At 68.5% G+C, this 13,069-nt stretch carries 16 protein-coding genes and 1 tRNA gene; 14 read left to right on the top strand and 3 right to left on the bottom strand.

What is annotated here, in order from left to right:
- Positions 1 to 7 precede the first annotated feature (7 nt).
- The 10 genes from deoC (at position 8) to AC1DYG_RS07595 (ending at position 6,930) form a co-directional block, all read left to right on the top strand.
- Positions 8 to 706 carry a deoxyribose-phosphate aldolase gene (gene deoC, locus AC1DYG_RS07640; protein ID WP_477639256.1) on the top strand — a complete coding sequence of 233 codons (699 nt, stop codon included), beginning with the start codon at positions 8 to 10 and terminating at the stop codon, positions 704 to 706.
- On the top strand, positions 696 to 1,658 hold the full coding sequence (locus AC1DYG_RS07635; protein WP_477639255.1) for a ribokinase: 963 nt from the start codon (positions 696 to 698) through the stop codon (positions 1,656 to 1,658). Before deoC ends, AC1DYG_RS07635 begins: the two co-directional genes overlap by 11 nt.
- Positions 1,655 to 2,152, top strand: coding sequence for a D-ribose pyranase (rbsD, locus tag AC1DYG_RS07630; RefSeq protein ID WP_477639254.1), 498 nt, complete (start codon positions 1,655 to 1,657; stop codon positions 2,150 to 2,152). Before AC1DYG_RS07635 ends, rbsD begins: the two co-directional genes overlap by 4 nt.
- A 129-nt stretch (positions 2,153 to 2,281) precedes the next feature.
- Positions 2,282 to 2,361, top strand: a tRNA-Tyr gene (locus AC1DYG_RS07625).
- A gap of 361 nt (positions 2,362 to 2,722) precedes the next feature.
- Positions 2,723 to 3,262 carry an ABC transporter substrate-binding protein gene (locus AC1DYG_RS07620; RefSeq protein WP_477639253.1) on the top strand — a complete coding sequence of 180 codons (540 nt, stop codon included), beginning with the start codon at positions 2,723 to 2,725 and terminating at the stop codon, positions 3,260 to 3,262.
- 233 nt (positions 3,263 to 3,495) lie between these two features.
- Positions 3,496 to 3,822, top strand: coding sequence for a hypothetical protein (locus AC1DYG_RS07615; protein ID WP_477639252.1), 327 nt, complete (start codon positions 3,496 to 3,498; stop codon positions 3,820 to 3,822).
- 433 nt (positions 3,823 to 4,255) lie between these two features.
- Positions 4,256 to 5,338, top strand: coding sequence for a sigma-70 family RNA polymerase sigma factor (locus tag AC1DYG_RS07610; RefSeq protein WP_477639251.1), 1,083 nt, complete (start codon positions 4,256 to 4,258; stop codon positions 5,336 to 5,338).
- A gap of 2 nt (positions 5,339 to 5,340) precedes the next feature.
- The gene (locus AC1DYG_RS07605) at positions 5,341 to 6,234 is read left to right on the top strand and encodes an STAS domain-containing protein (protein WP_477639250.1); all 894 of its coding nucleotides are present in this window, start codon (positions 5,341 to 5,343) and stop codon (positions 6,232 to 6,234) included.
- Complete coding sequence (locus AC1DYG_RS07600; RefSeq protein ID WP_477639249.1) at positions 6,231 to 6,617, top strand: STAS domain-containing protein; 387 nt, start codon at positions 6,231 to 6,233, stop codon at positions 6,615 to 6,617. Before AC1DYG_RS07605 ends, AC1DYG_RS07600 begins: the two co-directional genes overlap by 4 nt.
- A complete protein-coding gene (locus AC1DYG_RS07595) occupies positions 6,610 to 6,930 on the top strand; it encodes a phosphatase RsbU N-terminal domain-containing protein (RefSeq protein ID WP_477639248.1) in 321 nt (106 codons plus the stop codon). The genes AC1DYG_RS07600 and AC1DYG_RS07595 overlap by 8 nt, the downstream gene beginning before the upstream one ends.
- 43 nt (positions 6,931 to 6,973) lie before the next feature.
- Here the strand turns inward: AC1DYG_RS07595 and AC1DYG_RS07590 are convergent, their stop codons facing one another.
- Together AC1DYG_RS07590 and AC1DYG_RS07585 are read right to left on the bottom strand one after the other, a co-directional pair.
- On the bottom strand, positions 6,974 to 7,351 hold the full coding sequence (locus AC1DYG_RS07590; protein WP_477639247.1) for a VOC family protein: 378 nt from the start codon (positions 7,349 to 7,351) through the stop codon (positions 6,974 to 6,976).
- A 242-nt stretch (positions 7,352 to 7,593) separates the two neighbouring features.
- Positions 7,594 to 7,956: a response regulator transcription factor gene (locus AC1DYG_RS07585; RefSeq protein WP_477639246.1), complete on the bottom strand. Its 363-nt coding sequence runs from the start codon at positions 7,954 to 7,956 to the stop codon at positions 7,594 to 7,596.
- A 100-nt stretch (positions 7,957 to 8,056) separates the two neighbouring features.
- On the opposite strand from AC1DYG_RS07585, the gene AC1DYG_RS07580 reads away from it, so the two are divergent.
- Complete coding sequence (locus tag AC1DYG_RS07580; RefSeq protein ID WP_477639245.1) at positions 8,057 to 8,545, top strand: hypothetical protein; 489 nt, start codon at positions 8,057 to 8,059, stop codon at positions 8,543 to 8,545.
- A 179-nt stretch (positions 8,546 to 8,724) separates the two neighbouring features.
- Complete coding sequence (locus tag AC1DYG_RS07575; protein ID WP_477639244.1) at positions 8,725 to 9,822, top strand: lactonase family protein; 1,098 nt, start codon at positions 8,725 to 8,727, stop codon at positions 9,820 to 9,822.
- A gap of 133 nt (positions 9,823 to 9,955) precedes the next feature.
- On the opposite strand, the gene AC1DYG_RS07570 is transcribed toward AC1DYG_RS07575, so the two are convergent.
- The gene (locus tag AC1DYG_RS07570) at positions 9,956 to 11,380 is read right to left on the bottom strand and encodes a glycosyltransferase 87 family protein (protein ID WP_477639243.1); all 1,425 of its coding nucleotides are present in this window, start codon (positions 11,378 to 11,380) and stop codon (positions 9,956 to 9,958) included.
- 152 nt (positions 11,381 to 11,532) lie between these two features.
- Here AC1DYG_RS07570 and AC1DYG_RS07565 point away from each other — a divergent pair, with 152 nt between their 5' ends.
- Positions 11,533 to 12,672, top strand: coding sequence for a molybdopterin-dependent oxidoreductase (locus AC1DYG_RS07565; protein ID WP_477639242.1), 1,140 nt, complete (start codon positions 11,533 to 11,535; stop codon positions 12,670 to 12,672).
- Positions 12,669 to 12,995, top strand: coding sequence for a hypothetical protein (locus AC1DYG_RS07560; RefSeq protein WP_477639241.1), 327 nt, complete (start codon positions 12,669 to 12,671; stop codon positions 12,993 to 12,995). The genes AC1DYG_RS07565 and AC1DYG_RS07560 overlap by 4 nt, the downstream gene beginning before the upstream one ends.
- The last annotated feature ends 74 nt before the right edge of the window (positions 12,996 to 13,069 follow it).

The following is a 13,069-nucleotide window of genomic DNA, read 5'->3' as shown; positions in this document are numbered from 1 at the left end:
ACCACTCATGATCGACTTTGCCGACCCCAAGGCCGTCGCCAACGCCATCCAGTACACCAACGTCAACCCCGACCTCACCCGCGACGGAGTGCTCGAACACCTGCGGACCGCGCGAGAGTACGGGTTCGACGCCGCCATGATCGCACCGGTCTGGGTCTCTCTGGGCAAGGAGGTGCTGGCCGGTTCCGACGTCAAGGTTGCCTCGACCCTGAACTTCCCCATGGCCAACGACACCCTTGGTATGCGGCTTGCGGCCCTGCGGGAGCTGGCCAAGGCCGGAGCTGACGAGTTCGACTTCCCGCCTCACCCCGGCTACCTGCTGGGTGGCCAGATCGACGAGTACACGCGCGACATGAACGAGATCGTCAAGGCCGCGCATGACGAGGGCATGAAGGTCAAGGCGATGCTCGAGTTCGGCTACCTCGACGAGGAGCAGAAGGTGCTAGCGACGCGAATCGCCTACGAGGCCGGCATCGACTGGGTGAAGCAGTCCAGTGGCTGGGGTGTGGGCGGCTGCGCCGCCACCGTCGAAGACGTGGCCCTCCTCAAGGCGAACATCGAACCGCCCTGTCGCGTCAAGGTCTCCGGCAAGGTCAACTCGCTCGAGAAGATGCAGGCCATGTTCGAGGCGGGAGCCGAGCTGGTCGGCACCAGCTCGGCACCGCAGATCGTCGACGGGCTGGTGGGTGATGCCAATGCCTACTGAGGATGCCAAGGGCGCCCGGGTGACCGTGGTCGGGAGCTATGCCAAGGCGATCGTCATCACCGCCGACCGGATCCCCACGACTGGCGAGACCTTGGTGGGCAGGGACTACCGACAGACCTTTGGTGGCAAGGGATCTGACATGGCGGTGCAGGCGGCGCGACTAGGGGCAGCCGTCGATTTCATCGGAGTCGTGGGCGACGATCCCTTCGGGCGGGAGTTCCTCGAGCTGCTGGCTGAGGAGGGGGTCACGACCACACATGTCAGGGTGACGCCGGACCAGCCCACGGGTGTCGGCCTGATCATCAAGGACGAGGCGGGGCACAACATCATCGTCATCGACCCCGGCGCGAATGCCCTCTTCTCGACCGACGACGTGGCGGCGGCTACGGCTTCGCTTCGCGAGGCACGGGTCGCCCTGGCGCAGCTGGAGATCCCGCTGGCAACAGCCCTCGCCGGCCTGGCGGCCGCCAAGCAGGCGGGTGGCCTCACCGTGCTCAACCCGGCACCTGCCGTGCCCTTGGTCGCGGTCCTACCCCCCGATGGGCTGGCGGGCGTGGACGTCATCACGCCGAACCAGACGGAGGCGCGGGTGCTACTCGGACTGGACCCCGACAGCAACGAAGACAACCGGCTCATCGCAGACCGGCTGCTCGCCATGGGAGCGGGTGCCGTGGTGATCACCAGGGGTGAGCACGGCGTCGATCTGTTCACCCCTGACGACCAGGTCCACGTGGCGCCGCACCAGGTGGACGTTGTCGACTCCAACGGAGCAGGCGACAGCTTCAACGCTGGACTCGCCGTTGCCCTCGCCGAGGGCCGGGAGCTCGTCGAGTCGGTGCGATTCGCCAATGCTGTCGCGGCCCTGTGCTGTGAGGGCTGGGAAACCGTGCCGTCCTACCGCGACCGGACAACGGTCGACGCCTTCCTCGCCGAGGCCGGAGTGCGGCGATGAAGGGCGGAACGCTCCTCCACCCGGAGCTGGCGCAGGCGCTGGCGACTCTCGGTCACACCGACACCATCCTCGTCACCGACGCCGGGTTCCCGATCCCGGCCGATGCCCACCGGATCGACCTCGGCGTACGTCCCGGGTTGATCGACGTGCGTGACGTGCTGCGGGTCGTCCTCGACCAGGTCTACGTCGAGGAGGCGGTCTTCGCGCCGGAGCTCAAGTCGCACCATCCGAGGCTCTACCGAGAGGTGCAGGAGATCTTCACGGGATCCGGCGCGATGTTCAGCTCGGCCAGCCACGAGCTCCTCTGCAGCGACTACGCCCCTCGGGCCAAGTTCGTGATCAGGTCGGGCTCCTTCGAGCCGTGGGCCAACTTCTCCTTGGTCGCCAGCACCGACCCGTTCGCCTGGTTTGCTGACGACGAAGTGGAGATCCTCCCGGCCTACGTCGAACGGCGAGAGCGAATCCAGCTAAGGCACGTACCCGACCTTCCCTGAGAGACCTGCAGCGCGCCACCTGCCATGACATTCCCATGCTTGAGGTGTCCGACTGATGTCGTCTGGCTTCGGTTGGCGTCGAGTGGCTGTGGGGAAATCGCGGCGAAGTTCGCGCGCGAGCCGTGAAGCGGCAGGTGAGCGGGCGGCATACGGCGGGCTGTAAATCCATCGCGAAAGCTTCGAAGGTTCGAATCCTTCACCTGCCACCACGTGCACAGAGGGCGCCTGACCTGCGGAAACGCAAGTTGGGCGCCCTCTGTCTGTACCCGCTAGGGGTATCTGACGCCGAGAGTCTGGGCAGGGTCGATCGCGAAGTTCTTCCTCACCATCACGTCGCGCGGACGCCTTCGCTGGTCACGCATGACGCGGCTGTCCATGGATAGCGGTCTTCGCCACGCCGGAATGTTGGCGCCCCAGGGTCGACCGAGCGGGAAATCCCGCGTCATGTGGCTGGTGACCGGAGTCTTCATCTGTGTGGCCAGGAACCAGTTGGACCCACAGGTCCACGCCTCGCCGACGGAGTGCAAGCCCCTACGGAGCTTTTACCGGGCTCCACCGAAGGAGCAAGTCATGTTGAAGACCAAAGTTGTCGGAACCGGCACCGCGATCCTCCTGGCCGGCGCAGTCGGACTCGTTCCCGCCGCCGCGTCCGCCAGTGCAGCGCCCATGGCGAAGGCTGTGGCTCCGGCTGCACAGCCCGCGACCACCACGCTGCCCGTGACGGGAGCCCTGCCCGACGGCACGGCGTTCACCGGTGCCCTGAGCAACCTGACGACATCGGTCGCCGATGGGGTGGTGCAGCTCTCCGGGACCATCACCGGCACCGGCCTGCCGGTGGGCGGTACAGCCTTCACGGCCCCGCTGCAGGACGTGGCGGTGACGCAGGGGTGCACCATCTTGACCCTTGACCTCGGCCCGCTCCACCTCGACGTGTTGGGCCTGGTGATCGACCTTGCCCCCGTCAACTTGGACATCACCGCAGTCCCGGGTGCAGGCAACCTGCTGGGCAACCTGCTGTGTGCCGTGGCCGGTCTGCTCGACGGGCCGGGTAACCCCTTGGGCGGAATCGCCGCGCTGCTCAACCGCCTGCTGACCGGTCTCGGTCTCTGAGGCGGCGTCAGCACCCCAAGCGGCAGTGGCGTCCCTGCGTCACCCCTCACGGCAGGGGCGCCACTGCCACCCCGCCAAACCGAAAAGCGTCCCCCGCCCGATCTAGTTGGAGACCCGTCATGACCGTGATCGCCTTCAGACCCCGACCCAGTCGTGGTGCGCCGCGTCCTCCGGACAGTGACGGCATCGCGATCACGGGGACGTTCCGATCTCCCCGTGGGCGCTCGGGGACCATGACCGGCTCCTTGCGGCTCCAGCGACTGGTGATCGTGCCGCGTGGTGCTTTCGTGACCGGGGTCTTCACCGGGGAGCTTCGCGAGCCGGACGGGACCCTGGTCGGCGTCGACAGCCGTCGTGCCAGCGCTCCGGCAGATCTGGTGCCCTTCGACAGCGGTCTGCGGCCTGTGGTCCGACCGCTGCAGCTGGATCTCATGGGGATCGCCATCGACGTCAACAGCTTCGCCATCGAACCATGGCTTGCCTTTCCGCGCGGGGAGAGCCGCAACGGACGGAGGATACGCAGAGCCCGCTCCGGGCGAGCTCGCGTCGAACCGGTATGAAGGCCGTCGCTTTGGTCGCGCCGGTCCTGGTGCTGGGGCTGCTGCACGTTCTCCAGAAGCTGGAGACCTGGACGGTGGGGGACAGCCTTCCGGTCTCCCACGGCAGACCCATCGCGGGGAGACCCGAGTCCGCTTCCCCGAGGACACCGTCGGCCATGCAGCCACCGGAACCGCCTCAGGCGTCAGGGTCTCAAGCGCCACCGCTACAGCAAACGGACGCCGACGCGCGTTAGCAGCGCGTGCACCACGTGATGGCGGGGGCAGGGCCAGCCGCATGGCGCCGGGATGCGAGGTTCCTCTCCTGGCGCCATGCGGCCTCCACCCGGGACCCGCCCCCATGCACCGGCGCCTCGACGTGCCGGGTGGTGTGGCGTTCGGGCAAAGCCGCAGGTCAGAGAGGTGGAACTGCGCGTCGAGGCGTAGGGTCGCTCCCGTGAGCACGGCCCGGGCGACCGACGAGCCGCAGGAGTCTGGAGGGGCGGCAGACGTCGCCGCCCTGATCCCCATGCTGCGGCGAATCGTTGCGGCCCGTGTGGGTCAGCACCCCGCGGCCGAGGACCTGGTCCAGGAGACACTGCTCCGGGTGCTGGCGGCTGAGGACCGGATCGAGCCCGGGATGATCGAGCCGTATGCGATCGCCACCGTTCGCAACGTCATGGCGACCATGTGGCGCAACGACGACCGAGAGGCCCGCAACAGGCACAGGGTCCACGACCCCAGCGAGCCCGACGAGGCGGAAGAGGTCGTCGTCGCGTCTGAGGAGCAATCCGCAATCACGGAGGCGCTCCGCCGATTGACCGATCGCGAACGAGAGGTCTTGCTGGCCCACGAGGTGAGCGGTCGACCCACCCAGTCGCTCGCGGACGAGACAGGCAGCACCGCTGGCGCTGTTGCCGCCCAGCTGAAGCGCACCCGGGCCCGGTTACGGGTCGAGTACCTCCTGGCGCTGGAGCGCGCTGAACCTCCGACGGACCGCTGCCGACCGGTGCTGTTGGCGCTCTCGAGTGCGGACCGACGACGTCAGCGGGAGGTCGACGCGGCTCGCCACCTGCTCGAATGCGAGCTCTGCGCCCGGCTCAGCCAGCCTCTGCTTGGCAGAGGGCCGGTGCGCGACGACGAGGTGCACGTGCTCATCAGCGGCGACCCGGACATCGTGGCGGTTCGTCAAGCGGCTCGGGAGCTCGCGGTGCGCGCCGGCTTCACCGGGACCGACCTGACACTGCTCGCCACGGCTGTGTCCGAGGTGGCCCGCAACATCGTTCGGTTCGCCTCGCACGGGGAGGTGACGATCGAGCTGCTCGAGCAACCACGAACAGGCATTCGCGTCGTCGCCCGGGACGCCGGACCCGGCATACCGGACGTCGAGCTGGCCATGGAGGACGGCTACAGCACCTACAGCGGACTCGGCCTTGGGCTTCCCGGCGCCAGGCGCCTGATGGACGAGTTCAACATCGTCTCGGAGGCAGGGCACGGCACCACCGTCAGCATGACCAAATGGTTCGACAAGAAGGGATGAGCATGAACGCCCAGAACACGGAGAATCCTTCAGAGCAAGACCTGTCGCTGTCCGGCAACCAGCTGCTTCCCCAGCTGGTGGCCCACCTCAGGGAGCACCGGGCGAAGCTGCGCAACGAGTGGGCGTCCCGCATCAGGGATGCGCATCTGCTCGAGGCCATGACACCGCAGGAGATGATCGCCGAGACCACGTCGGTGTACGACAACTACGTAGAGGTGCTCGAGACCGGCAGTGTGGAGGCGTTGCAGCACTACGCCCGCGACCTCTCAGAGCGGATCATCCCGCGGGGGGTGGAGACTCATGAAGTGGTCGGCATCGTCCTGCTGCTGAGGGACGTCCTGGCTCGGTCACTGTTCGAGAAGTACCAGCGGGACTTCGCCCTACTCAACCAGATCCTCGACGCCTACGAGCCGGCCGCAAACCGGATCGCCAACACGGTGGCCGTCAGCTTCGTCGACGAGCGTGAGCGCGTCATCCGCCAGCAGCAGGACGCCATCAAGGAGCTCTCCACGCCAGTGCTTCCGGTCCGGGAGAGGCTGCTCATCCTGCCGATCATCGGCGTTCTGGACAGCGAGCGAGCCAGGCAGCTGACCGAACAGCTGCTGAGCGGCATACGCACCCACCGCGCCAAGGTGGTGGTCATCGACATCACCGGTGCCCCAGATGTCGACGAGACCGTCGCCAACCACCTGGTGCAGACCGTGGACGCCTCGCGGCTCATGGGCGCCAGCGTCATCATCACGGGCCTTTCGCCCACGATTGCGCAGACCCTGGTCACCATCGGTGTGGACCTGAGCAAGATGAACACCATCGGCGACCTGCAGGGCGGTCTGGAGGAGGCCGAGCGGCTGCTCGGATACGCGGTGACCCGCAAGGCGGTGACGGACGGCTCGTGAACTCAGGACCGGCCCTCGTCTCCATCCTGCGTCAGGGTGACACCCTCGTCGCGTCGGTCCACACTGCCCTGGACGACTCCGAGATGGTCCGGTTCCAACACGACCTCGTCCGCCAGATCGGTGAGCACAGGGCGCGCGGCGTCATCATCGACGTCGCGGCTCTGGACGTGATCGACAGCTTCGGGTCGCGCACGCTGCAGTCGATCGCCGACATCGCCCGCCTTCGGGGAGCGGTCACCGTCATCGTGGGCATCCAGCCCGAGGTGGCGTATGCCATGGTGCGCCTGGGCATGGGGATGGGCGAAGTGCCGACTGCGCTGGACCTGGAGGAGGGCCTCGACTTCCTCTCGAGAATCCGTGGACACGGGAACAGACGTGAGTGACGTCGGGGACCTGACCCTTGACTATCGAGCCGCGTTCCAGCGCTACCTGCCGCAACGCAGCGAGGCGGCGCTGACCCTGGGTTACGAGCTGGGGCGACAAGCCATCGTCCGGCGCGTGAGCCTGCTCGACCTGGTCCACGTCCACCACCTCGTTCTCGCCGAGGTGCTCGAAGACAGTCGCGAAGAGGACGTGCGCCGGGTCATGTCGGCCGCGGCCGAGTTCCTGCTGGAGGTGCTGTCGACGTTCGACATGGCACAGCGGAGCCTGAGCGCCCGGTCCCGCAGGACGGCGCAGCCCCCAGGTACCGCATGACGTCCCTTCTCGCGTCTTACCCATGGCCCCACGGGGGCCGGTGTCAGGTCTCCTGGCCGATCGACAGGATGTTGCCGTCAGGGTCCTTGAACCAGGCGCCCTTGACGCCCTCGATCTCGGCGATGCCACCCACCGTCTTCAACCCCGGCATGTCGTACTCCTCGAAGACCACCCCGCGCTCGCGGAGCTCACCCACCGCCTTCTCGACGTCGTCCACGTCGAAGCCCATGTAGGTGCTCTTGGCAGTTCCGGCGAACTGGGACGGATAGACGAGCACCAGTGACCCTCCGCCCGCGTCGTACCGGACTCCATCGGCCCTCTCGTCGTTGACCTTCAGGCCCAACGTCTCGCCGTAGAACTTCTTGGCCCTCTCGATGTCTGACACCGCGATGGTCGGAGTCGCCCTCAGTGCTTCGAACATTTCCCAACCTCCTATTTCGGCGCTCACTGCCTCTACCTCCGGGCCGGCCGGGAACGTGGTCACGACCCTGATCAGACGCTACGCCGCTGGCCTGCGCTTGGCGTCCCCCCTTCGACGTGCCCTGATGGGTTCGGCTGACCAGGTGACCTGGGCAAGTGCCGGGCCGGGTCAACGCTGCTGCCGACAAGGGGCGTAGGGGGCGTCTCGTAGTAGATCGTCGGGCGTGACACCCGGACTGCTGCCTAGGTTGAACTGACATCCTTGGCCGTCAGGGACTGCACCCGACTGAGCAGCTCGCGGCCCCGAAACGGCTTGACCATGTAGTCATCGGCTCCCGCGGTGAAGGCTTGGTCGATGTCGGCCTCCTGGGCTCGAGACGTGAGCAGCAGGATCGCGATGTCCTTGGCCCGAGGGTCCGCACGCATGGCCCGGCAGACCTCGACCCCGGTCAGACCCGGCATCATCCAGTCCAGGATCACCAGGTCGGGTTGCTGCGCCAGCGCGGCGGCCAGTCCTGCGTCACCGTTGCCCTCGGTGAGCACGTCGTAGCCAGCGCGACTCAGCACGCTGATGACGATGTCCTGGATGTCTACGTCGTCTTCCACGACGAGAACCTTCATGGCTGGTCCCTCCCGGGCGGCTCGACTCGCACCGCCGGCGATCTGGCAGTTGCCCATTCGACTCTAGTCGGGCAGTCTCACCGGCGTGGACCGCGTCGAATTCGTGCGACTCAGGGCCGCGCTGACGATGAACCTGCCGCCCGCGTCTGGTGCCCTGCTCGACGCCGCCGCGTCCAGGCTCCGTCAACGACTGGCGTCGAGCGTGATGTTCAGTCAGGTCGAGGTGGAGGTCACGGAGGACCCCCAGCGTCTGCTGGTCGCCATGGTCCGCTACCGGCCCGGCACGCCCGAGCGTCAGGTGTCCAGCTTCCTCGAGGCGGTGTGGATCTCGGAGCTGCGTCTCCCCGGCCTGGATGTGTTCAACTTCCTCGCCGAGGACGGGCACGTCGAGCTCGAGTCCGTCACCGGAGACCAGGAGTCCGGCTTCTTCCTCAGTCTCCAGCTGATAGCCATCGAGGGCAGCACCGAAGACTTCGAGGGCAGCGCAGACTTCCAGAGCAGCGCAGACTTCCAGACCCGGTCTCCCGACGAGACCGATGCCCCGCGCACCAAGAAGCGGTGGTTCCGCGGCTAGCGCCATGAGCTGCACTACGCCGACGGCGAAGAAAGTCTGCGCCACTTCACGCCCGAAATGCCTTGTCGCGCAAGGCCGCTCTTACGGCGCTCTTACGAGCCGCGAAATCGGGAAGGGCAACCACTCCCGCGGAGGTTGACCGAGTCATCGCGAACCACCAACCGAAAGGGATGACTCTCATGACCACCACCCGCTCAACGGTCCTCGTCGCAGCCACGGCCACGGCAGCTGCCGCCATTCTGGTCGCCGCCACCGGAACCGCTTCCGCCCAAGAGCCCGCCGCTGGACCGACCGCCGTGGGCCACGTCTACGAAGCCACCAACGCGGCGACAGGAAACGCCGTCGCCGTGTTCGACCGCCGCTCGGACGGCTCGCTGCACCCCGCCGGAACCGTCGCCACCGGAGGCCTCGGCGCCGGTTCCTCGCTCCACTCCCAAGGAGGTCTGGTCCGTGATGGCCGGATCCTGTTCGTGGTCAACGCCGGGGATGACTCGGTGTCAGCCCTGGCGTCAACGTCGCAGGGCCTCGTCCTTCGCGATCAGATCAGCAGCGGCGGCGACTTCCCCGTGAGCGTCACCGTGCGGAACGGGGTCGGCTACGTGCTCAACCAGGGCGATGACACCATCCGCGGCTTCCGCTACGACGCGAGAGGACATCTGCACAGCCTGCCCGGTTCCACGCGGGCTCTCACCCCCAACCCGGCAGGCGGCACGACTGATGCCGCCCAGGTCTCCTTCACCCCCGACGGGCGCTCACTCGTCGTGACCGAGAAGGCAGCCAACCGCCTCGAGACGTTCAGCGTCGTCGGCGGCTACGCCCGGGACGCACGACCGCACCCCTCGGCGGGCACGACGCCATACGGGTTCGACTTCGATCGGCGTGGCCACCTCGTCGTCTCGGAGGCAGCCACGGGGTCCGCTTCCTCGTACCGCGTCCAACCTTTCGGTGCCATCACCAACGCCCTCGCCGACACCCAGAGAGCCGCCTGCTGGCTCGTCGTCGCTGGCGACTGGGCCTACGTCGTCAACGCGGCGAGCACGTCGATCTCTGCCTACCGCATCGCCCACGACGGCTCCCTCACGCTCGAAGCGGCAGTCGCTGCGACCACCGGTGCAGGCCCGACCGACGCGGCTGTGTCCGCCGACCGGCGAACCCTGTCCGTGCGCCTCGGTGACGGTTCGGTGTCCTCTTTCGAGATCGGCACCGAAGGAGGCCTGACGGCCATCGGCACGGCTGCCGGTACGGCCTACGGCACCTCCGGCCTCGTCGCGGACTGACCCGCGGTCGGAAGCAGGATGGGTGTCCGCTCCACGGGGCGGGCACCCTTCTGTGGGATCCCCGCGCTGACCCCAAGGGGCTGATCCAACGTGCTGACCCAAGGGGTTGACCGAAGGCGAATTGCCGTGCGCGTCATCGCCGCTGCGGGCGATCACTCCAGCGCTGCGCGGCGACGAGGAGCACGAAGACCGCGGACGCGGCATACGCCACGGCGGGCAGTGGGTGGACGGACACCGATGCGTAGGCCAGGACGCCGGCGGCGGCGACCGCCAGCCACTCGAGGCGTTCTGCCAGGACGGCGCAGGCGACCAGGGGCAGGGCGTACCAGGGGTAGCTCGGCGTGGTGAGCAGCAGCAGCGAACCCAGGACGAGCGCCGTGCCCGCCGCTGGATCGCGGCCCGGATGCGGCGCGCCCCGCCACGCGGCCAGGCCCGCCACGAACGCGAGAAGCAGGACGGCAACGGGAGTCACGGCGACAGTCGGCAGGGCCAGCGACAGGACGCCGGAGCGGTTCGGGCCGGACTCCTCGAGGAGGTACGCGGGCAGGTAGCCCAGGACGAGGTGTCCTGCCGCAAGCCAATGCGGAAGGTAGGCCAGGGCAACTGTCAGGGTCGCGGCAGCCACCGCCATGAACGCGCGGGAGGCGTTCTGCCGCAACGAGAACAACGGCGCCAGCATGACGGCCGGGTAGAGCTTGACTGCGATTGCCAGGCCCGACAAGAGGCCGGCCAGACCCGCCACTCGACCTCGACGTCCGGCTCCGACGGACATCGTCGCGGCCAGTGCCGCCACCACGAACCCGGCAGCCAACACGTCCACGTGGGCGCCGTTGCCGGCCTCGGCCACCACGGCCGGGCACCACGCCCACCACAGCGCACCCCACGGGTCGCGAACGCGGCGGCGAAGGAGTGCCGCCAGGGCGGCGGCGACCCCTGCCGCGAGCAGGCTCGATCCTGCTTGGAGGCCACGCGTCCCCCAGGACCACGGCGTCACCGCAGCGACCGCGGCGAACCAGGCCTGCGCGACGGGCGGATAGATCGTCGGCACCTGCGGACGGTTGATCACGGTGCGAGGGTCGTTCGCCGAGCGGGCCAGCACCTCGCTGCGGTCCGTCGGCAGCGGTTGGGTCGCATAGCCCGAGTGGTCTTCCGGCCGGAGCCAGGGAAACAGGATCGGATCGCGCAGCCCGGAGAGCCGGTCGTCGAGTGGCGCGTACCTGTAGGGCGAGGTTCCGGACAGCTGGACCCGTCCGTCCCAGACATAGCGGTAGGCGTCGGAGCTGGACCGCGGTGGGCTGATCAGCCCCGGTAGCTGAACGGCGAGGGCAACGACGAAGACCAGCAATGCCGTGTGCCGCAACGGGAGTGGGGACGTCACGCCGCCACTCGCGACCCTCCCGCGGGGACGAAGGACCCACCGGGTCGTCACGACGGCCACCACCCACCAGAGGACCATGACGACGGCCAGCCGCAGGCGATGGGTGTCCAGGTCGCCGGACAGCGCATAGGCGGTGGAGCAGGCGGTCAGGACCGCCGTGCCCGCGAGGAGTCTGCGCATGCCACCCACTGTGTCCGACGACGGCGACCGGAGGGGTCTGCAGGTTGTGCGCCGGGCGATCCGTCATCGGCCCGTAAGGGGAGGCCGTTCGTCATCGGCCCGTAAGAGGCGTGGCCCGTTTCAGCCGTCGTTGCGTGCCTAGCGTTGCTGGCATGCCCAGACTGCCCGCTCCACCTGCACCCGAGGACTTCGCATCTCCCGTGCACGACCGCACCGTCGTGGCCCGGATGGGTCTCTGGCTGGGAGCCGCCTTCACGGTCTGCTTCCTCACCGGTCTGGTGAGCCATGTCCATCAGTATCCGGTGGCCAGGCTGCCGATCCCCACCGGTCCGTCGTGGGGCTATCGCGTGTCCCAGGGGCTGCACGTTGCATCCGGCACGGCGTCGGTGCCGCTCCTGCTGGCCAAGCTCTATGCTGCCTACCCCCGACTGTTCACCCGGCCCGTCGTCGGCTCGCCGGCCCAGATGCTCGAGCGGGCCTCGATCGCCGTCCTGGTGGGGTCGTCACTGCTGATGGTGACCACGGGCATCGCCAACGTCGCGGGTTGGTACGTCTTCGGGTTCGGGTTCACCAGGGTGCACTGGGCGTTCGCCTGGGTGGCCATCGGGGCCCTGGCGGTGCACATCGCGGTGAAGCTGCCCGCGATCAGGGACGCGCTCTCCCCCGAGGGCGTCGCGGTCGCGGGTGAGCAGGGGCGTCGCGCCTTCGTCGTCGGCGCCGTGGGTGTGGCCGCCGGCGCCGTGGTCCTGACGGTCGGCTCGTCCGTGCCCGCCCTCGAACCCGTCTCGGTGCTCCGTTCGCGGCGCCCGGGCACCAGCCCGATGGGGGTCCCCGTGAACCGGACCGCCGCTCAGGCCGGTATCGCCGAGGCCCTCGACCCGGCGTCCGGGGACGACGACTGGGACGTGGTGGTGCGCGGCCCGGGTGGTGAACGCACGGTCACCGCGGCACAGCTCCGCGCTCTCACGCAGCGCACCGTCTCCCTGCCCATCTCCTGCGTCGAAGGCTGGAGCGCCCAGGCGAAGTGGGAAGGAGTGCGGCTCAGGGACGTGCTGGCCCTGGTCGGCGGACCGGTGGGCGACGTCCGCGTCGTGTCGGCCGAACGCAGGGGCACCTATCGCGAGAGCGTCCTCCCGCGCGCGTACGCGGACCACCCGAGCACGCTGCTGGCCTTGCGGCTCAACGGATCTCGGCTCACCCGTGATCATGGGTTTCCGGTGCGACTGATCGCGCCGAACCGTCCAGGTGTGCTCCAGACCAAGTGGGTCACCCAGCTGGAGGTGCAGTCGTGAGGGAGGCGTATGCCGGGTTGCGCGGCGCCGGGGCGGGTCGCCTCTCGTGGGGAGCAGCCGGGGCGGCGCTCGTCATGGTGGGCGCCTGGCAGTTCTTCGCCCACGTGCCTGCGACCGGCTGGGTGCGCGTCGTCCTCTGGATCGGTGCGGGGATCGCGGTCCACGACGGCATGCTGGCACCCCTCGGTGTCGTGACGGGGTGGGTGTTCGTTCGCCGGGTGCCGGCCCGGTCCAGACCCGTGGCGCGCTTCGCCGGGCTGGCTGTCCTGACCGTGGTGCTGCTCGCCGTGCCACTGCTCGCCACCGGCGGCCTCCGCCAGTGATCGGCCTGGCCGGGCTGAGGGAGGTCCGGCCGGAGTTGCGCCTTCGCCGGTCGGCTCAGGCCTGCGCCGATCGG

Source organism: Pedococcus sp. P1_H8 (assembly GCF_056405175.1).
The sequence above is the reverse complement of the archived record's forward strand: the minus strand, read 5'-3'. Positions and strand labels throughout refer to the sequence as shown.

Coding starts and splice junctions, on each gene's coding strand:
- AC1DYG_RS07575 (WP_477639244.1), top strand. CDS start 8,725: ATGACCACCACCCGCTCAACGGTCCTCGTCGCAGCCACGGCCACGGCA.
- deoC (WP_477639256.1), top strand. CDS start 8: ATGATCGACTTTGCCGACCCCAAGGCCGTCGCCAACGCCATCCAGTAC.
- rbsD (WP_477639254.1), top strand. CDS start 1,655: ATGAAGGGCGGAACGCTCCTCCACCCGGAGCTGGCGCAGGCGCTGGCG.
- AC1DYG_RS07605 (WP_477639250.1), top strand. CDS start 5,341: ATGAACGCCCAGAACACGGAGAATCCTTCAGAGCAAGACCTGTCGCTG.
- AC1DYG_RS07620 (WP_477639253.1), top strand. CDS start 2,723: ATGTTGAAGACCAAAGTTGTCGGAACCGGCACCGCGATCCTCCTGGCC.
- AC1DYG_RS07565 (WP_477639242.1), top strand. CDS start 11,533: ATGCCCAGACTGCCCGCTCCACCTGCACCCGAGGACTTCGCATCTCCC.
- AC1DYG_RS07570 (WP_477639243.1), bottom strand. CDS start 11,380: ATGCGCAGACTCCTCGCGGGCACGGCGGTCCTGACCGCCTGCTCCACC.
- AC1DYG_RS07615 (WP_477639252.1), top strand. CDS start 3,496: ATGACCGGCTCCTTGCGGCTCCAGCGACTGGTGATCGTGCCGCGTGGT.
- AC1DYG_RS07635 (WP_477639255.1), top strand. CDS start 696: ATGCCTACTGAGGATGCCAAGGGCGCCCGGGTGACCGTGGTCGGGAGC.
- AC1DYG_RS07590 (WP_477639247.1), bottom strand. CDS start 7,351: ATGTTCGAAGCACTGAGGGCGACTCCGACCATCGCGGTGTCAGACATC.